Here is a 20,237-nt window from a genome sequence, read left to right as displayed (position 1 = left end):
CGACTTTCAAAACATCAAACATTTAGTTTTAAAATAAAAGCACATACAGTCAAAATATATTATTAGGATTAATATTTGGTTGGATGTGTTATTTATATCTACTCTTATTACAAAAACTTAAATATGTCATATAAAAAAATAGCATTAGCAATTATATCAACCTTAATTTTTCAACATAACTTCTCTCAAAATATTAAATCAGATTCTATTTCAAAAGCCAAAGTGTCTCAACTTGAATTCTTAGTAGGCAATTGGAAAGGTTCTGGTTGGATGATGGATAGGGAAGGAAAAAAGAACACATTTAACCAAACTGAGGTGGTGCAATTTAAACTAGATAGCACCACAATCTTGATAGAGGGCACGGGAAAAGTAAATGGTAAAATAATCCATAACGCTATGGCTATTATCTCTTATAATAAAAAGGATGATGATTTTTCATTTCATTCCTACTTACAAACTGGTGTTAACAACAAATTTAGAGCAGAATTAAAAGGAGGGAAATTTTACTGGTATCCTAATGAATATTCCCGCTTTATTATTTGGATTAATGAACACCACCAGTGGTATGAAAAAGGTGAATACAAACAAGGTGAAAATTGGTTTCAATTTTTTGAAATGACACTTGATAAAGAATAACTCAATTAATAACAAATGAAAAATAGAATAATTATATCAATACTGCTCGGGACTTTAATATTGTTTATGTGGAACGCACTCTCTTGGATGGTTCTTCCCTTTCATAGCAATTCCTTGTCTAACATCCCAGATAATGCTATAGACATGAGCCATTTGCAAAATACCCTATTAAAAGATGGTGTTTACCATTATCCAGGATTGCCAGAGACTAATGCACCTGAAAGTATGGATAAAATAGAATCCAAACTCAAAGCAGGTCCAAGAATTACATTAATGGTGTATAAAAAAGGTTCAACTAATTTTTTCGAGCCTTCTCAATTTTTATGGAGTGGAGTTATTAATCTATTAACCGTCATCACGCTTCTATTTATCTTAATAAAAACAAAACAACATCAATTTAAGCCAATACTAATTCTCTGTATGCTCATCGCCCTACTATTAATTCTGATTAATGATTTTGGGCAGATGAATTGGCATCTCTTCCCACTAGATTACACATTAGCTAATGTTATTGATAAACTCGTCTCATTTGCACTCTTGGGTTTTTTATTTGGCTTATACACTTTTAAAAACTATAAACATGAAAACTGAAGAACGCATAATGACCTTACATCCGCAAGGAAAAAAAGGAGTAAACATATTAAAACGACGGTATGATTTTATCAAAGACTTTGTTGTAAAAACCATTAAAAAGCATAGTGAAATAACTTATGAAAAATTAGATGATTTAGCAGTAAAAGAACTTACCAAATCATTTGACGGAAAAGTAACCTGGTATATCGTATCTGTTAAACTCGATTTAGAAGCAAGAGGTATTATTGAAAGAATTCCGAAAACGAGTCCTCATAAATTAAGAATGAAATAATTAAATGAGTGATAAGAAAAAAATAGATTGGCTAAACCATGCACTAGAGTTTTTTGTTGTGATTATAGGGATACTAATTGCCTTTCAATTAAATCAGTACTCTTTAGAAAAGGAACAAAAGGAAACCATAAATAATCATTTAACTCAAATAAAAGAAGAGACCCAATACAACAAATATTCACTTCAAAGAAGTATAGCCTATTGTGAAGAAAATCTCTCAAGATTAGACACCATTATTGATTTAATCAAAAAGAAAGAGAACTATGCAAAAATCAATCAGCTGTCTTTGGAGTTGGTTAACATGGGAGGAGTTTATATACGAAAAAATGCGTATTCATCTTTGGTAGAAACAGGTGATATAAGATTCATGAAAGATTTCGAAAGTAAAAAGAGAATCACCAATCTATATGAATACTATAGGTGGATAGAGTCCATAAGTAAAGTTACCATGGATGTTTATGCTAACGACTATTACCCCTATTTAAGAAACAACTTCGATTTTTATGGAGATAAAGTTCAACCTGTGAAAATCTATCAATCCAAAGTATTTCGAAATATTCTAGGGACAATTGAAAAAGTTAGTGAATTTGAAATTCAAAAGTATAGAGATTGCCTTAAAGAAATGGATAAATATTTAAAAGATTAAAAATCCCAATAGCCAATTGTTACATAAAAAGTGAACAAACAGATAAGAAAGATTTTCAATACATAGTCAGTGAATGTGGTCTGAAGTGCTTAATGTGGATGTAAACAACATCACATTGAACTTAATATCAGACTTCAATCAATTTGGGAAAAACTATACTGTGATGATTAATTTATTTCTGCCATCACTATGGTCACAATCTGAAATTGAAAAAATCCAGAATGTACTATCTGAACTTTTTCAGAAATATTTAAATCTGAAGCCCATTGAGATATTCATTATGACTTCGATAATTGAATCAGGACGTGTCGTTAGTGATGGAAAAATCGAAAAGTGGTAATAAAACAAGAAAATAATGAATCACAAATTCAATAGAAGAAATATCTCTATAATCTAAGTTAAACAATTATAAAAATAGGTGAATTCAAGAACAAAAAGTAAGCTCCATAAAGGGGCAACTATTCTAACATCAGACCAACAAAATAAACACAACATGAATAAAATCATTTTAATTTTTTTCTTAATCACTAATTTTTCAATTGTCACAGCACAAAATATTAAGATTAGCAGAATTGAGGGCTCTGCAGTTGCTGCAAACTCATATGTCATAGAGAGCGCTAAAAGAACATATGTGATAGATGCTCTTCGTTCAACAGAGGATGCTAAGAGACTTACTAAATCGCTTGGGGATGCAAATAAAGAAGTAGCAATGATATTCATTACTCATGGACATCCTGACCATTTTCAAGGATTACCAGAACTGAGTAAGAGTTTTCCCGACACACCCATTTATGTCGCTAACGAGCTTATTAAAAAAGACATTATTGGTTATGTTACTTATGCTTCAAAAAATGGATTTTTTGACAGCCAGCCAGAATTAATGCCTAAAAGTAAAAAGCATCCGAACGGTTTTGATTACGAAAATCTTATTAGGATTTACAATCAACCTCTTATTAAAATCGATAGAAAATATAACCTTTCAATAAGTGTAATTGAAGAACCAATGGAAGCTTCGCATACAACCTTATTAGCATCAAAATCCCTTAATGTGTTATTTACAAGTGATTTGGTGTATAATGAAACATTCCTTTGGTTAGGAAGTGGAGTGAATAAAAAATCAGCTGAAAATTGGATAGATAAATTACAAGACTTAATAGCGAATACAGATCCAGACATTAAGGTTTATCCCGGCCATGGAAAAATGGGAACAGTTGGTTTATTCAGTAAAAACATTGATTATATAAGAACATTTATTGAAGTTGTTAGCTTGTCGAAATCTGAGGAAGAAGCCACTTCAATTATGAAAAAAATATATCCCAATTACAAAGGAGATTTCCTTTTAAGTAGAAGTATTGATAATTGGCTCAAGCCTCCACAGGCAATTTCGCTATATAATAATATTGTTGATTTGACACATACACTCAATGAAGACTTTCCGTATATACCAGTTCCTGGAATCACTTTTCCTTTCAAAAGTAAAGTTATTGCAGACATTGATAAAATAGGTGTTGCAGCAAACAGTTGGCAAATACACGAGCATTTAGGCACACAGATAGATGCACCTAATCACTTTATAAAAGACGGAATGGGATTGGAAGATTTAGATATAAAGAATTTAATAGTTCCTGCAGTTGTGATTGATATAAGTATTAAATGTAAAGACAATGAGAATGCTGAATTAACCAAAGAAGACATCCTTAATTGGGAAAAAACTCATGGGAAGATTCCAGAAGATGCCTGCGTTTTTATGTATTCTGGGTGGGAAGAATACTTGCATGAAGAAAAGTTCATTGGGTTGGATGAAAATGGGGTAAAACACTTTCCTGGAATCTCTGTAGAAGCAGCAAATTTTTTAGTTAAGGAAAGAAATATCTCTGGTGTGGGAGTGGATGTTATTTCGTTCGATCCAGGCTATGACCACGAATATAAAACTCACAAAATAATTCTGGGAGCTGGAAAATGGGCCTTGGAGTGTGTTGCAAATCTTGATAAAATCCCTACTACTGGAGCAACGGTTTTTGTTGGTGCGCCCAAAGTCGAAGAAGCAACTGGAGGCTTAACGCGTATAATAGCAATTTGGTAAATAAAAAATATGATAGTAGAATACATTAGATACTCAATTAGGGAAAATAGACAAAACGATTTTATTGAAGCGTATGCACAGGCGTCAAAACAACTCGATAATTCAGAATACTGCTTAAGTTATGAGTTAACACAATGTGAAGAAGAACCTGAAAGTTTTATTTTAAGAATAGAATGGACCTCGACCGAAGATCACTTAAATGGATTTAGAAAATCGAAAGATTTTATGGACTTTTTAAGCTATGTCAGACCATTCTTTAATGATATATCTGAAATGAATCATTATAAATTGACTAAAGTGATCCAGAAAGGATAATACGGTCAAAGAATAACAAATTGCTGCTTTATATAAAGTTTTTTTTCGAGGTGTCAGTTGGATAATTAAATAAGTGACACCTTCAGTGCCCTTTTTGGGTACGCACAAAATGAAATAAATAGAACTAAATAAAATGAAAAAAGCATGTAAACATTTTATTTACAGGCAAATGAGTTCAAATGGAACCAAATTTCAGCGGAGAAAGAGGGAGACAGAACGTTTAGAAAAGGTATAATGTACCTTTTTAGTGAATGGGTCAGATGGCGGGCTGGCATCGGGATTACTCGCTTTACACTCATGATCCCTCAATCACGCACTCTTTACAATGAAGCTCGATAAAGCGAATGCTGTATTATGTGTTTTTACTTTTCTCCATATACCCGAACTTTGTTCGAACTATTCCAAAAAGTAAAAAGCCCGATTTCTTTTCAGAAATCGAGCTTCGCTCTAAGCGGAGAAAGAGGGATCAGAACCTTGCTTTTATCTAACTAATTATCAGTTATTTAAAATTCAACTTCTCTCTTACTCACCGAATTACTCACTTTTTGTTTATAGCGATTTGTTTCCATTTGAATATTAAATAAATTGAACAAGGTAATATTGAAGTTATGGACAGCATAGCACAGGACGGAAAATAAATAAGTCACCTTTACTTTTAGCATTCATAATGATGAAACCTACACCGTGTATCAAATAGGGTATGACATCGGCAGTTCTTCTATAAAAGTTGCCATTGTAAATGCACAAACTCAAGAAAAGATCATTCTGCAACATGAACCGGAGCGGGAAATGGACATAATTGCGGTGCAAAAGGATTGGGCAGAACAAGATCCTGAAATTTGGTGGAGGCACCTCTGTGTCGCCACAAAAAGGGCCATAAAGAAATCGGGTATTAATGCTTCTAAAATTAGCACAATTGGTATTTCGTATCAAATGCATGGTTTAATAATTGTCGATCAAAACGGGAATCCATTGAGAAACGCAATTATTTGGTGTGATAGTAGGGCTGTTTCTATAGGGAATAGTGCTTTTGAGGAATTAGGCACATCCTATTGTATGAATCACTTGCTCAATTCTCCCGGCAATTTTACAGCTTCCAAACTGAAATGGGTAAAAGAGAATGAGCCTGACGTCTATAACAGAATCCATAAATATTTACTTCCCGGAGACTATATAGCCTATAAACTTACGGGTAGAATATGCTCCACAAAAAATGGCCTTTCCGAAGGTATGTTTTGGGATTATAAAAATCACAAAGTCGCCACTGAATTATTAGACCATTACGGAATTGATAACAACTTAACTCCTGAAATTGTTGAAAATTTCACGAATCAAGGAATGGTAAATGCTCATGCAGCCGATGCAACTGGGTTACCCATGGGTGCTCAAGTTACCTATAGAGCTGGCGACCAACCTAACAATGCTTTATCATTAAACGTATTCAAGCCGGGAGAAGTTGCTACAACAGGTGGTACTTCCGGGGTACTTTATGCGGTTACCGATAATCTAAAATCAAAAGAAAGTTCGAGAATCAATCATTTTGCACATGTGAACTATACCAAAAAGAAACCAACCGTCGGAAAACTATTGAACATCAATGGAGCAGGTATTCAATATCGATGGTTACTAAACAATTGTGCTGAAAGTTCCTATGAGAATATGAATACGAAAGCAGCAAGGATTCCAGTCGGTTCTGATGGTGTTGTGGTTCTTCCTTTTGGTAACGGGGCTGAGCGTATGTTGAATAATAAAAATATTGGCGCGCATTATTGTAACTTAAATTTAAATATTCATAACGATGCACATTTATACAGGGCGGCTTTAGAAGGCATTGCTTTCTCGTTTGTATATGGTATGGGAATTTTAAAGAATGACAACGCAGAAGTCACAGTCATCAGAGCGGGAAATGACAACTTATTTCGTTCAGATGTTTTTGCCTTAACAGTAGCCACTTTAATTGATCATGAAATTGAAGTTTATGATACAACCGGTGCCATTGGAGCAGCCAAAGCATCAGGTTTAATAAATGGAAGTTTTGAAAAATTTGTTGAAGATAGTATGAAGAATGATCTTGTAAAGGCCATCGAACCACTACCTCAAAAGGCAGCTTATCTACAAGCGTATCATACATGGAAAAACGAATTAGAAATTCGACTAAAAATATAAATAACATGATTCAACTAGGCGAAAAAGAATATTTTAAAGGTATCGGACAGATTCAGTATGAAGGCAAAGGTTCCGATAATCCAATGGCATTTAAATATTATAATCCCGAGCAGGTAGTCGCCGGGAAAACGATGCGTGAGCATTTTAAATTTGCTGTGGCCTACTGGCATACGTTCTGTGGTCAGGGTGCAGATCCATTCGGGCCGGGAACTCAAAATTTTCCTTGGGATCAATCATCTGATCCTATTCAAGCAGCAAAAGATAAAGCAGATGCAGCCTTCGAATTTATCAGTAAAATGGGCTTTAATTATTTCTGCTTTCATGATTTTGATTTGATCCAGGAAGGAGCGACGTTTGCCGAATCTGAAAAGCGCTTAGCTACTATAATCGATTATATTAAAGAGAAAAAACAGACTTCGGGAATCAAACTTTTGTGGGGTACTGCAAATTGCTTTTCGAATCCGCGGTATATGAATGGTGCCGCTACAAACCCTGATTTTAATGTCGTTGCTAGAGCAGGTGGACAAATAAAACTCGCCTTGGACGCTACAATGGCCCTTGGCGGAGAGAATTACGTGTTTTGGGGTGGTCGCGAAGGTTATATGTCGCTACTAAATACAGATATGGGTCGTGAACTCGATCATATGGCACAATTTCTAACCATGGCTAAAGACTATGCCCGTAGTCAAGGTTTTAAGGGTACTTTCTTTATTGAACCGAAACCTATGGAACCTATGAAACACCAATATGATTTTGATTGTGCAACAGCAATTGGTTTCTTAAAAACATATGGATTAGATAAAGACTTCAAAATGAATATTGAAGTGAACCATGCGACTTTAGCTCAACATACCATGCAACATGAACTCGCCGTGGCTGCAAAAGCAGGTATGCTGGGTAGTATTGATGCAAATCGGGGTGACTATCAAAATGGATGGGATACGGATCAATTTCCGAATAATATTCAGGAAACTACAGAGGCTATGCTTGTGTTCTTAAAGGCTGGAGGCTTACAAGGTGGTGGTATTAATTTCGACGCAAAGATCAGAAGAAATTCTACCGATCCCGAGGATGTATTCCATGCGCATATCGGTGGTGCTGATACCTTTGCGAGGGCCTTGCTGATTGCTGATAAAATTATTTCCTTCTCCCCCTATGAAAAATTGCGTAAACAGCGTTATAGCTCATTCGATTCCGGTAAAGGAAAAGATTTCGAAAATGGTAAATTAAGTCTAAAAGATCTTTATGAAATTGCCCGGGAAAATGGTGAACTCGAGCTTAAAAGTGGAAAACAAGAACTATTTGAAAATATAATCAACCAATATATCTAATCAATTAACACAACATATATGAATACAATCTTAGAAGCTGCAGACTGGTGGGTTTTGGCTATTTATTTCGCAGCACTTATCGCTGTCGCCGTATGGGTGGTACTACAAAAGAATAAAAATACTGAAGATTATTTCCTTGCCGGAAGAAATGTAGGTTGGTTTGTAATCGGGGCTTCTATTTTTGCATCGAATATAGGGTCAGAACATGTAGTTGGTCTTGCAGGAACCGGTTTTGAATCTGGTACCCCCATGGCTCATTATGAGCTGCATGCCTGGATCGTACTTCTTTTAGGATGGTTGTTTTTACCATTCTATATTCGAAGTGGGGCTTACACCATGCCTGAATTTTTAGAGAAACGATTTGATAGTCGATCACGATGGTTCTTATCACTTTTTTCGCTTGTAGGTTATGTAATAACAAAAGTTTCGGTAACTATATATGCCGGGGGTATTGTGGTTTCTGAATTATTGGGTGTCTCATTTTGGGGTGGTGCCATTGGCATTGTGATATTCACAGGAATCTATACAATCGTCGGTGGTATGAAAGCAGTTATTTATACTGAGACTTTACAGACGATAATTCTAATTCTAGGTTCCGTTATAATTACCTATTTAGGTTTACAAGAAGTTGGTGGCTGGGGAGAATTAACAACCACAGTGAAAGCGGTGAGCCCTCAACATTTTAATATGTGGAGGCCGATGAGCGATCCTGACTTTCCATGGACCGGTTTATTAATAGGAGGAACAATTGTGGGTATATGGTATTGGTGTACCGACCAGTACATTGTTCAGCGAACACTAGCCGCCAATAATATAAAGATTGGAAGACGCGGTGCGATTTTTGGAGCCTATTTAAAATTATTGCCGATTTTCATTTTCCTAATTCCAGGTATCATTGCTTTTGCACTATCTGTTCAGAATCCTGAAGTATTCAGCATTGAAAAAGCTGACAGGGCCTTCCCTATGCTTGTAAAAACACTATTACCAGTTGGGTTAAAAGGTTTGGTTGCAGGAGGCCTTATCGCAGCATTAATGAGTTCATTGGCTTCGGTTTTTAATTCTTGTTCAACAATTTTCACCATTGATATCTATAAAAAACTAAAACCCAAGAAAACAGAAAAAGAATTACTTAGAATCGGTAAGATCGCCACTTCCTTTATCGTCATATTAGGGATTTTTTGGATCCCGGTCATGGAAAAAATTGGTGGTGGTGTGATGTATCAATATTTACAAAATGTTCAGTCATATATAGCGCCACCCGTTACAACAGTATTCTTACTTGGTATTATATGGAAAAGGGTGAATGCAAAGGCCGCTATCACTACCCTACTGGCAGGATTAGGACTACTCGTCTTAAGACTAACCACCGAAATATTGTATCAGCCAGAAATTGCTCATTTTAAAGAGACAGGTGAACAATTAGCATCTGGTCTGATGTACGGGTTTGCAACAATTAACTTTGCACATATGGCCATTTTTATGTTTATTTTCTCGGTCATCTTATGTATTTCTGTCAGCCTTGCAACGAATCCTCCGAACTACCAATTGATTCGTGGATTATCATTCGGAACGCTGACTGCAGAAGAGAAACAAGACTTAAAAGGAAGTTATGCTACTATTGATATAGTACTCTCTGTTTTATTAGTCGTTCTTGTTATTGGCATTTTAACTTACTTTACAGGATGAGAATTCAAAGCACCAGTATATCAACTTATATACTGCTATTTGTGATCTCTGTATTATCATGTAAAAATGAAAAAACACCAACAACATTACTTTTTATTGGAAGTTATACTGCCGGTAAGCCTTCCAAAGGAATACATATGTATGATTTCAACTCTGAAACAGCAGAAGTAGCATTATTAGACGTAGTAGATAGCATCGTAAATCCTTCATTCTTAACACTATCACCCAATGGAAGATTTTTATATTCGGTTACCAAGAGTCAGCTAAATTCAAACGGAACGGTTTCAGCATTTGCCATAGATTCACTCGCCGGAAAATTGTCATTCTTGAACGAGCGAGACTCGGGTGGTAGAAACCCAGTACATCTCACAATGTCAGAGAATGGAACGTATTTGATTGCTTCTAACTATACAGACCCAAGCATTGCCGTTTTTAAATCAAATAAAGATGGTAAATTGAATCCTTACGATCAATTATTGCAATTTAGAGATAGTAGCGTTGTCAAAGGCCGTCAGGATGCTGCCCATATCCACTCGAGTAATTTCTCTCCAGATCACAATTTTGTTTTTGCCCAAGATTTAGGAGCTGATAAGATTCGAGGTTTTGAATGGACTCCATCAACAGATAATGTTCTGCAAAGTAAAAAAGATCTTACGGTACAAATGAAACCAGGAAGCGGGCCCCGGCATTTTACCTTTCATCCCAATGAAACATATGCTTATGGTGTTGCTGAATTGAGTGGTAAAATATCGCAATATGATTATCAATATGGTCAATTGATTTTTAAAAAAGACTATCTCTCTTATGCGAATGAACAAGACATCTATAGAACCGCTGATATTCATATATCACCGGACGGAAGGTTCTTATACGCATCGAATAGAGCACCCGAAGAAAACTCCATTTCTATTTTTTTAATAAATATGAAAAATGGTGATTTAACCTTAATTGATCGCGAGCCTACCCATGGCGAGCATCCAAGAAATTTCGTGATCGATCCATCAGGCAAGTTTTTAATTGTTGCAAATCAATTTTCTGATAATATCGTGGTTTTTAAAAGGAATCAAACTACGGGTAAACTTCAAAGGACCTCAACAGAATTAAAAATTGCTAATCCTTCAAGTTTGCAAATGAGAATCTATAGCCAATAGAATATTACTTCTTCGTCAAATTTAATTTTTCGAGGGAAAATAATTCTGGTGACCCTCCTCTATTCCCGCTTCCGGCAACGGTATAAATAGAATTCTTATAAATAACTGCCTGAGTGCCATGTCTACCAACTTTCAGTTTTTGTGCTTTATACCATTTGTCTGAAGTAACATTATATATCTCAACATTATCATGGGCAGTTTCTAACACCGCACTTTCTCCACCAATGACCATGAGATTGTCCTTATAAAAAACGGTGCTCGTACCAGCACGTTCTGTTGGTATATTTAAGTTTTCCGGTAAAGTCATCCATTTATTTGAATTAATATCATATACATCAACTTCGGGTATGGTCAACTCGAAAGTTTGTTTAGTAGCATATGACGAATTTCTACCCCCAGAAGTATATATTTTGTCATCATAATATGCAGCATGAAAATGATCTCTGGGCCTAGGGGCATCCTCAAGGATTTTCCATTTTTTTGTTTTAAAATCATATGCGTCAACCCAAGGAACATGCTGAGAATTATGGCCATCAACGATACCACTAATAAGATACAATTTATCTTTATGCACAACTACACCTGCAGACCCTCTCCGTCTTTCTTCCGGAATTTCGGAACCCTCCTCCCATCGATTTAAATCCGGATCATAGATTAGCATCATTGAAAGTGGTGTTTCATAAGGATATTTTCCGGTCATGGCGCCAACTACATAAATTTTCCCTCGATAAGAAACTGCTTGAAAATGATGAATTTCTAAGGGTGGCTCCTTACCAAAGTACCATGTATTCGTGTTAACATTATAAATAGATGTCTTTTTGATTCCTCTTCCGCCCAAGAGATAAAAAAGAGTGTCAATAGCGACAAAACCGTTCTCATGTCGAGCAATTGGGCTATTATTAGTTTCTATTTTTTCCCATTGATTTTTAATTATTTCTGACTGACAGATCAGGTCTTGAAACATAAAAATCATTAAAAAAGGAATTAAATAAAACACTCTTTTCATAGACGTGGATTTCAATAATCAATATCCTTTGGAATTCCTTCATGGCTCGATTCATAAATTTTTTCTAATACCACCATGTTCTTTAAATAAGAATGAACAGACGTATCAAATGCATCTCCTGAATTTAATTTCTGAATAAAATGTTCTTGCGTAAAATAAACACAGTCACCCGCAAAATTTCGATCTTCGAAATCATAGATATGCTCTTGCTCCTTTTGTCCCAGTAACTGTAGTGTTATTTTTCCGTCTTCATAGAGTCTTATACTGCCTTTTCTTCCTTCTATTAAAAAGTTTCCGAAAGTTAATCTCGGATTTTCACAGGTACTTTCATTATAGCGATTTGCATCAAAAAAACCTACACCGCTATTCTCAAAATCAAAATGGACCCACCCAAAATCTTCACCTTTAATCACAGTATTCAATCTTTTCAATCGCGCATATACTTTAGCTATTTTACCCGCATAATAGTGCATTAGATCAACAAAATGAACACCTGTTTCGTACATCAGCAACTTTTCCATTTCTCGAAAATATGGCTGTCTATTCATATATGCATCTTTTTGCCAGCCATCACCCATGCGCATGCGTACGTTTATCGTAAATAAATCACCAATGGTATTTGCATCCAACAAGGCTTTCATTTCAATATGCCAAGGTTGAAATCGAAAATTTTCATGAACCATCATCCGAATAGGTGCATTCTCAACAGCCATAGCTATTTGCTTTCCCTCATTTAGAGTTGGTGTTAAGGGTTTCTGACAAATGATGTTTATTTTGTATTTGATGGCTAATAAGCATATAGCTAAATGTGATTTAGGAGGTGTAATGATATCAACAAAATCTGGCTGCTCTTCGATAAACATTTCCTCTATATCAGTGTAGATGTTTTGTATACCGTATGCTAAAACCGCATTCTTCGCTTTTTCTTTATTGACATCGCATATTGCTGTAATTTGAACATTCTTCAGTCTGTTCCAAGCTTCTAAGTGAAACTGACTGAAATATCCTAAACCGATGCATACGCCTCTTAGCATTATCTAATATTGTGTAAAGTTTCTCTGTGGTTTCATCTTATACCAAAATAGGATTGCCAGAACATTTAATGTGGCACCAACAATGAAAAATAAAGTTGTCGAACCTGTCCATGCCAATAGATATGGAAATAACAATGCAGTTATGAAGGCCCCGATATTACCCGCCATATTCATGGTCCCTGAAACCGCTCCTGAGTGTTTCTTACCAATATCAACACAAAATGCCCAAGACGGTGGTAAGGTCATATCCGCCCCAAAAATTGCAATACTTAAAAATAAAATGGCTCCAACAGCCGATTGCATATAGATGCTACCAATCAATCCTATTGCTGCGAGAAAAAACCCTATAGCTGCCGGAATTCTTCTTGAAGCATCCCATTTTCCTTTTTTAAATTTTCTGTCGATAAGCCAACCTGAAAACCAGTTGCCAAAAGCACCAAAAATAAGCGGTATTGCTGTATAAAACCCTGCTTCTACCGTTTCTAAGTTGTAGACCTTCTTTATATGAGGGAACAACCATGTTAGTGCAAAGAAAAAGGTGAAATTGCTGCAAAAATATTGTCCCATGGCATACCACATGTTTTTAGATTTTATCAGAACTCCAAAATTTATGGATTCTGTGGCTTTCGTCGATTCTTTATCTTGTCTAGTCGAAATTATATACTCCTTTTCCCGATCAGAAATTCCCTTATGCTCTTCTGGATTATCTCTAAAAAACAGATACCAGACAATGGCCCATAGTACTCCTATACCTCCTAATATTACGAAGGTAGTCCTCCAACCGTAGGTGTCAATCAACCAGGCTACTACTGGTAGTGAAAAGGCAGCGCCAAGACGCGAGCCAGAAAAATTGATTCCGGTCACAATACCTCTCTCTTTTAATGGAATCCAACTGTAAATCGCTCTTGACATTCCCGGAAAGGCTCCGGCCTCTCCAGCACCAAACAAAAAACGTATAATTAAGAGTGAAACAAAATTATAAGCGGCTCCGGTTAACGCAGTAAAACCAGACCAAATTGTTACTATGAGCGCCAATATTTTTCTAGGGCCAAAACGATCTGCAAGCACTCCTGAGGGTGTTTGAAAAAAAGCATATCCTAAAGAAAATGCTGCTAGCACCCATCCCATTTGTTTATCCGTTAGGCTGAGACTATTTGCAATAGGATCTTTTGCCACTGAGATACATATTCTATCAACATATAATAATAGTGCTAAGAGAAAAGTACCTAACACCATGAAGTAACGCCTGGGAAAGTACTTGCTTGGTTTCATTGTAGTTGTTTAATTAAATTATATAAGTCATTCTTTTTACCAACATTTCCAGGAAATATGATTAGAGGAATTTCAGGATACTTAGATGACTTACCTAATTTCCAAACGGGTACCCCTTTCAAAATTTGGCCCATTACCATGGCTCTTTTTCCACCCAAGGCCTTGACACATATATCACTCGATGTAATTCCGCCTTTTGTAAGGATATATTTGGGCCTTACTGAAACTAATTTTACCAAACTAATCAAACCCTCAGATACTCTGTTCACAATTGTCAGATTCTCTTCTTTAGTACTCCCTGTATGCACTTTTCTACTTGTATAGAGTATAACATCTTTGCCGCTAGCCAGGGTATTATTGATAATTTTTACGATATTTTTAATGTACACGCTATCGGGTTCATTTACCAACATCTTACCTACCTTTATTTTAATAAATACGGCTTTCGCATTCTTTTTTTTCAAATAGTTGAGTTGTTCTGTTGTTTTTGGTACGTAAGACCCGATAACAATAAGCCCTCCATATTTTCGATTACGAGTTAAAATGGTTTCTTTCGTCAATAAGGGTAATGAAGGGATACCGGTTATGGCATTTACAAAAGAAGCAGCAGTGCGATACATAAGGTTTTCATTACATTGGAGACTGGCAATCGCAAATGTTTCTAAATCAACACGAGAGGTCGCGTTGACAATAAGATGACCGCATTCTGTATCTTGAATCGTGTTTTTAATAGTAGTCACCGTCTTGTTTCGAAGTTCTGCTACTGAAAAACTTAAGACATCTTTCTCCTTCACCAGACCATTGTATTTTTCTTCGATATAGGCTTTTAAGTTCGAACTTGAATATCCAAAGGTGGAGTCTCTGGCAAATGGTGTTTCACCAACAGGTATAAATTCATTGTGCTCTTGCACATAGTGAACATCTTCAAAAGTGTATCGACCTCCTTCAAAAAAAGCTGGAATTAAAACATGCTTAGCATTTTTCCAACCTAGACCATCCAAAAGTGATATAACCTCGTCAGGATAATGACCTCTAAGCGTTGAATCACCACGGCTGATAACAATTAATTTTTTTCGATGTTCCTTCGCCAATTCAGCCAATAATAAACCTATTGACAGCCCCAATTTTTTCGCTTCTTTCGCTTGCAGGCTCCTAGAGTTCGTGAGAAGAAAGAAAACGGGACTATTGATGATCTGATATTCAAGGGTTGCATATTCCCAGTCAGTTACCACTGGTACGTTATGCATTGTTTGCGTGCCTGTAGGATCATCATCTAGTATTACAAACGTGCGCGAATTTTCACGAAGAAAATTTAACACTTCTTTTCGTCTACTTTTTTCAGCACCCTGCTGTATAGATTTTACTATGTGCTCTTTTACTATCATGTTTTATTCTAAAGCCAGCACGCGTGTTGGTGCTCCATCTCCATTTTTAATTTTTAATGGAAGTGCTATCAATACCACCTTTTCTTTTGTCAGCTGACCTAAGTTTGTCAACCCTTCAACAATTATTACATCATGGTTCATCAAAATATGATGTATCTCAGTTACCTCTTTTATATTATTGACATCGGCAACAGATGGAGGTTCTACTCCTAGTATGTTAAGTCGCTTTACCCCCATCCAATGTGCGAGGTCTTTACTGATTCGAGGTAATTCATTTTTGTACGCCGGAGTGTTGATTCTTTTACTCCACTCAGTACGCAATAAAAGGCTTTGACCTTTCTTAATTTTATGCTCAATAGGTTTCATATCTTCAATCCCGATCAAAGTCCCAGGAGCTATATGTGTGAGGTCAACTACCCAGGCCTCTGAGATAAAGCGATCAGTTTTAATCTGATCAATAGTTTGCTCATTAACTTCAAAATGCATCGGTGCATCCATATGGGTGCCGCTATGCGAGTATAGATGCAATGTGGTTGCATTCCATCCATCTGATGAGAGTTCTTTCGCCGACGTAATTTCAACCCCGGGTATTTCGTTACTCATAGATAATGTTAAGTCTACTACATTTTTTGAAGCCAAATCAAACATAATATATCACTATTAAGATGCTATAAATTTCACAATGCTTTCTGCTATTTCAGTTGTCGTTGCTGTACCTTTAAGGTCTTTTGTAAGGTTTCTGGTCGTCGTTGCGTGTTCAATCCCATCTAAAATGTTTTGAGCAGCTTCCTGTTCACCAAGGTGTTCAAGCATAATGGCGGCCGACCAAATTTGTCCGATTGGATTTGCAATGTTCTGCCCGGCAATATCAGGTGCTGATCCATGAATAGGCTCAAACATGGACGGAAACTCTTTTTCAGGGTTGATATTTCCACTGCCGCCCAAACCCAGACTTCCCATGATGGCTCCTCCGAGATCAGACAAAATATCACCGATCATATTCGTGGTGACAATCACATCAAAAACTTCAGGCTTCAAAACAAAACTTGCGGAGGCATTGTCTACATACATTTTACTATATTCAATATCTGGATATTGCTGGGCAACGTCAGCAATCACACGATCCCAAAAACCTAATGAATAAATCAGCGTATTTGATTTGGTGACATTCGTCACTTTTTTACGTCGCTTCCTGGCTAGTTTAAAAGCAAAATGGGCGATACGTTCAACTCCTTTTCGTGTAACAATACTGGTATCAATGGCCATTCCGTTCGGAGTATCCGGATACATTATTTTGCCGTTTTGCACGAATTCACCCTCATTGTTCTCGCGGATTATTACAAAGTCAATATCATTTGCGGTTTTATCTCTTAAGGGGCTTTCAACACCCGCAAATAACTTTACCGGTCTATAATTGACGTATTGCTCTAATTCAGTACGAACTTTAAACGTATAGTCTTTAGCAGGCAGGGTATCATCTACCTCAGGTAGACCTACGGCGCCAAAATAAATAGCGTCAAATTGTTTTAAAGTATCTAAACCATTTTCAGGCATAAACTCTCCATGATTTAAATAATAACCTGCTCCCCATGAGAATTCTTGTGTTTCGATTTCAAAATTGTACTTGTTAGCAACCGCCTCAAGTACAGAAATTCCTGCCGGCACTATTTCATTGCCTATTCCATCACCGTTAACTACAGCGATCTTATATTTCTTACTCATTATATTTTATGTTTTGGTTTTCTTTTAAAAAATCTGTTCCCCATTTTTCTCTTAATTCTTTTGCGAGCAAAATGACTGTTTGTTGATGCTCCTCTTTTTCCGCCAGGTTATCAAGCTCTAAAGGATCGTTACTATGATCAAACAACATGCGTTCATAAGCAACACCTGTATCATCGGTCCATTCGGTATAAAATAGGTCTCCTTTAATTAATGTAACAGCATCTTTGAACTTGGAAACCGCCCAATCTTTTTCACGTTTTTCACTATTTAGAACAGACATTAAACTTTGACCTTCCACCGTATTTGGGATTTCTATTCCTGTCAATTCACATAAGGTTGGATATACATCTATAAATTCTGTAATGGCATTTGTAGTTTGACCTGATGTTTTTCCTGGGACTTTAATCATCAACGGAGTACGCAAGGCCGTTTCGAAAGTCACATGCTTGCACCATAGTTTATGGTCTCCTAAATTCCACCCATGATCTCCCCATAAAACGACGATCGTATCATCTTCAAGTTGTAATTTTTTTAATTCATCTAATACCAAACCAATTTGAGCATCGATATAACTTACACAAGCATAATATCCATGGATTAGTTCTTTTGCCAGATCTTCTGGCACCTCTCCTTTTTTCGGCACATTGGCATACCCACGTAATTCTCCGAAATTATGAAAGGCCTTTTTTGGTGTAGTCTGAGGTTGCACATAGCTTTCCGGCAAGACTATTTTTTTTCTATCGTATAAATCCCAGTATTTTTTAGGAGCGTTAAACGGAAGATGTGGTTTCATAAAACCCAAGGCAAGAAAAAAGGGTTCTTTACTATTTTTAAGTTTTCGTAAATCATCGATGCCTTTTCTTGCTATTTTCCCATCGAAGTAGGCTGTATCTTCTACATCAGCCATTTCAACGGGGTAACCACCAGCACTCACTTGACTTTCATCAGAGTTAATCTCAATATTTTTTTTCAGTTGATAATCACGAATACTTCCTTTTGGAAACCAAATACGATCCCAGGCTAAACTGTCGTCGTCAATCTGATGGTATACTTTACCATTTGACACTGTTGTATATCCGTTTTTCTTAAATAGCATAGGTAGAGACACAGCTTTCGGCACATCAACATCTGCCCTGGTTTTATAATTCAAAAATCTATGTCGCGTGGGGCGAATTCCCGTTAGTAAACTTGCTCTTGATGCCCCGCAAACTGGAATATTACAATAGGCTCTATTGAAAACTAAACTCTGCGTTGCCAATGCATCCAATTGAGGTGATTTTATATGATTTGCTCCATAAAAATTTAGTTCGGGTCTGAGGTCGTCAACCACGATGAATAAAACATTCATCTGCTTTTTTTCTTTAGGCAGGTCTTTCGCTTTTTTTTCATTCTTGCATGAAATAAAAAGAATTACAACTGCTATCAGATATTTAAATGCTCTCATTTTGATTCTATTATTCAATGACTACCAATGTTCAATAACTAAATAATCTCCCTTGTTAAGGATATTCTTCAGTGAATCTGGAATGGTTCTTCTTCTTGTATCTTGGTCTAGCTTAAAACCTTTAGTACCTTTAGGTGTAATTATTGGCATGTATCCGGGTTGTTCCTGTAAAAAATCTCCTTGCTTCTCCATCCAGCTGAACATATCCGTCTTTAATCTTTCGATCGTACTTAAATGATCGGGATTCTTAACCAGATTATGTTGTTCGAAGGGGTCATTTTCTAGATCGTACAATTCTTCAAAAGGTTCATCTTTGAATTTTAATGCCCCTCTTTTGATAAAAACATTCACATTTGGCTTACTCCCTAGGTTTTTATCGAGAACCTCAATCGAATTGAAATTTCGTATATATTTATAACGCTTATCGCGGATCATCCTCGATGGAAAAATCTCTGATTGTAATATGTTTTGATTGGTTCGAACTCCGTAGACATATTGATTTACCTCAATATCTTTTCCTTGCAGCAATGGTAAGAAACTTTTACCATCCATATCTGAAGCGACGTCACCACCCACTATATCTATGAAGGTAGGAAGTACATCTGTGTAATGCACCAACTGACTTGATTTTGTTCCAGGTTTCACAACACCGGGCCAACGTACTACGAGTGGAACTCTGAGTCCTACATCTTTAACGGTGAATTTACCGGAGACACCATGATCTGCACTATAAATAAAAATCGTGTTTCTATTCAAATGGTCATCTACCAGCTGTAATACCTTTTCTAGTTGTGTATTATCTTCTTCGATACTTCGATAATATCCTGCTTTAGACTTGACAAAAGACTTACTATTCTTTTTATGTTCATTAAAAGGATAGAATTTGATGGAATCTGCATTGGCATTCTTCACATCAAAATATTCTCCATGCGGATATTTTGATGTAATAAACATACAAAATGGTTTCTCACTCTTTTTAAAGTAGTCCGCTATGCTATCTAAAGGAATATATTCTCTCGGCACTCCTTTTTTTGGAACCGGATTCCATTGCCTATCCCAATTATAAACCTCTGTAGGTTTAACATGACTTTTGCCGGCAAGAACCACTTCATAGCCTAGTTGCTTCATACGTTTTGTCACACTCTCAACCGATGGTTTCGTGCCAGTGTGATTCGCAAAACATCCATTTTTTAACGGATAGTTACCCGTGAATAGCTGCGCCCTACTTGGTGCACATATTGCTTGTCCGGTAAATGCATTGTTGAATAACATTCCTTCTTTGGCAAGACGGTCTACTGCGGGCGTTTTCACTTTCTCATTTCCATAACATCCATAATCATAAACATCTTGATCATCGGCTAAAAAGAATACGATATTTGGCTTTTTTTCGCTAACCTCTTTAATTTTTGTTATCGGGGTTGGACCACAGGAAAAACAGATAATCGCCCCGAGAACTATGACAAGAAATCTATTTTTTAAAAACATCATTTAATTA

At 36.3% G+C, this 20,237-nt stretch carries 18 protein-coding genes; 10 read left to right on the top strand and 8 right to left on the bottom strand.

What is annotated here, in order from left to right; all coding sequences use genetic code 11:
- The first annotated feature begins 123 nt into the window (after positions 1-123).
- The 10 genes from AC1EU5_RS10900 to AC1EU5_RS10855 all read left to right on the top strand — a co-directional run bounded on the left by AC1EU5_RS10900 (position 124) and on the right by AC1EU5_RS10855 (position 10,879).
- The gene (locus AC1EU5_RS10900) at positions 124-636 is read left to right on the top strand and encodes a hypothetical protein (RefSeq protein WP_480192419.1); all 513 of its coding nucleotides are present in this window, start codon (positions 124-126) and stop codon (positions 634-636) included.
- A 15-nt stretch (positions 637-651) separates the two neighbouring features.
- Positions 652-1,227, top strand: a complete 576-nt coding sequence (locus AC1EU5_RS10895; RefSeq protein ID WP_480192418.1) for a hypothetical protein — start codon at positions 652-654, stop codon at positions 1,225-1,227.
- A complete protein-coding gene (locus AC1EU5_RS10890; protein WP_480192417.1) occupies positions 1,217-1,501 on the top strand; it encodes a DUF6958 family protein in 285 nt (94 codons plus the stop codon). Before AC1EU5_RS10895 ends, AC1EU5_RS10890 begins: the two co-directional genes overlap by 11 nt.
- A gap of 4 nt (positions 1,502-1,505) precedes the next feature.
- Complete coding sequence (locus AC1EU5_RS10885; RefSeq protein ID WP_480192416.1) at positions 1,506-2,147, top strand: DUF6090 family protein; 642 nt, start codon at positions 1,506-1,508, stop codon at positions 2,145-2,147.
- A 493-nt stretch (positions 2,148-2,640) separates the two neighbouring features.
- Positions 2,641-4,230: a cyclase family protein gene (locus AC1EU5_RS10880; RefSeq protein WP_480192415.1), complete on the top strand. Its 1,590-nt coding sequence runs from the start codon at positions 2,641-2,643 to the stop codon at positions 4,228-4,230.
- A gap of 9 nt (positions 4,231-4,239) precedes the next feature.
- Positions 4,240-4,545 (top strand): antibiotic biosynthesis monooxygenase family protein, encoded by a 306-nt coding sequence (locus tag AC1EU5_RS10875; protein ID WP_480192414.1) that lies wholly within the window; start codon positions 4,240-4,242, stop codon positions 4,543-4,545.
- Between the two features lie 684 nt (positions 4,546-5,229).
- Positions 5,230-6,711: a xylulokinase gene (locus AC1EU5_RS10870; RefSeq protein ID WP_480192413.1), complete on the top strand. Its 1,482-nt coding sequence runs from the start codon at positions 5,230-5,232 to the stop codon at positions 6,709-6,711.
- 5 nt (positions 6,712-6,716) lie between these two features.
- Positions 6,717-8,042, top strand: coding sequence for a xylose isomerase (xylA, locus tag AC1EU5_RS10865; RefSeq protein WP_480192615.1), 1,326 nt, complete (start codon positions 6,717-6,719; stop codon positions 8,040-8,042).
- Positions 8,043-8,060: 18 nt separating this feature from the next.
- A complete protein-coding gene (locus AC1EU5_RS10860; protein WP_480192412.1) occupies positions 8,061-9,728 on the top strand; it encodes a sodium:solute symporter in 1,668 nt (555 codons plus the stop codon).
- Positions 9,725-10,879: a lactonase family protein gene (locus AC1EU5_RS10855; RefSeq protein WP_480192411.1), complete on the top strand. Its 1,155-nt coding sequence runs from the start codon at positions 9,725-9,727 to the stop codon at positions 10,877-10,879. Before AC1EU5_RS10860 ends, AC1EU5_RS10855 begins: the two co-directional genes overlap by 4 nt.
- A 4-nt stretch (positions 10,880-10,883) precedes the next feature.
- Here the strand turns inward: AC1EU5_RS10855 and AC1EU5_RS10850 are convergent, their stop codons facing one another.
- From AC1EU5_RS10850 to AC1EU5_RS10815, 8 genes are read right to left on the bottom strand one after another with little or no spacing between them, the layout of a single operon-like run.
- Entirely contained in the window at positions 10,884-11,885 is a 1,002-nt protein-coding gene (locus AC1EU5_RS10850; protein ID WP_480192410.1) for a Kelch repeat-containing protein, read from the bottom strand.
- A gap of 11 nt (positions 11,886-11,896) precedes the next feature.
- On the bottom strand, positions 11,897-12,919 hold the full coding sequence (locus tag AC1EU5_RS10845) for a Gfo/Idh/MocA family protein (RefSeq protein ID WP_480192409.1): 1,023 nt from the start codon (positions 12,917-12,919) through the stop codon (positions 11,897-11,899).
- A gap of 3 nt (positions 12,920-12,922) precedes the next feature.
- Positions 12,923-14,191, bottom strand: a complete 1,269-nt coding sequence (locus AC1EU5_RS10840; protein ID WP_480192408.1) for an MFS transporter — start codon at positions 14,189-14,191, stop codon at positions 12,923-12,925.
- The gene (locus AC1EU5_RS10835; RefSeq protein WP_480192407.1) at positions 14,188-15,576 is read right to left on the bottom strand and encodes a four-carbon acid sugar kinase family protein; all 1,389 of its coding nucleotides are present in this window, start codon (positions 15,574-15,576) and stop codon (positions 14,188-14,190) included. The genes AC1EU5_RS10840 and AC1EU5_RS10835 overlap by 4 nt, the downstream gene beginning before the upstream one ends.
- Before the next feature lie 3 nt (positions 15,577-15,579).
- Complete coding sequence (locus AC1EU5_RS10830) at positions 15,580-16,224, bottom strand: cyclase family protein (protein ID WP_480192406.1); 645 nt, start codon at positions 16,222-16,224, stop codon at positions 15,580-15,582.
- Positions 16,225-16,236: 12 nt separating this feature from the next.
- Positions 16,237-17,298 (bottom strand): tartrate dehydrogenase, encoded by a 1,062-nt coding sequence (locus AC1EU5_RS10825; protein WP_480192405.1) that lies wholly within the window; start codon positions 17,296-17,298, stop codon positions 16,237-16,239.
- Positions 17,291-18,742: a sulfatase gene (locus tag AC1EU5_RS10820; RefSeq protein ID WP_480192404.1), complete on the bottom strand. Its 1,452-nt coding sequence runs from the start codon at positions 18,740-18,742 to the stop codon at positions 17,291-17,293. Before AC1EU5_RS10820 ends, AC1EU5_RS10825 begins: the two co-directional genes overlap by 8 nt.
- Positions 18,743-18,763: 21 nt before the next feature.
- Positions 18,764-20,230 (bottom strand): sulfatase family protein, encoded by a 1,467-nt coding sequence (locus AC1EU5_RS10815; protein WP_480192403.1) that lies wholly within the window; start codon positions 20,228-20,230, stop codon positions 18,764-18,766.
- Positions 20,231-20,237: the final 7 nt, after the last annotated feature.

Source organism: Maritimimonas sp. 2405UD52-3 (assembly GCF_056591715.1).
The sequence above is the reverse complement of the archived record's forward strand: the minus strand, read 5'-3'. Positions and strand labels throughout refer to the sequence as shown.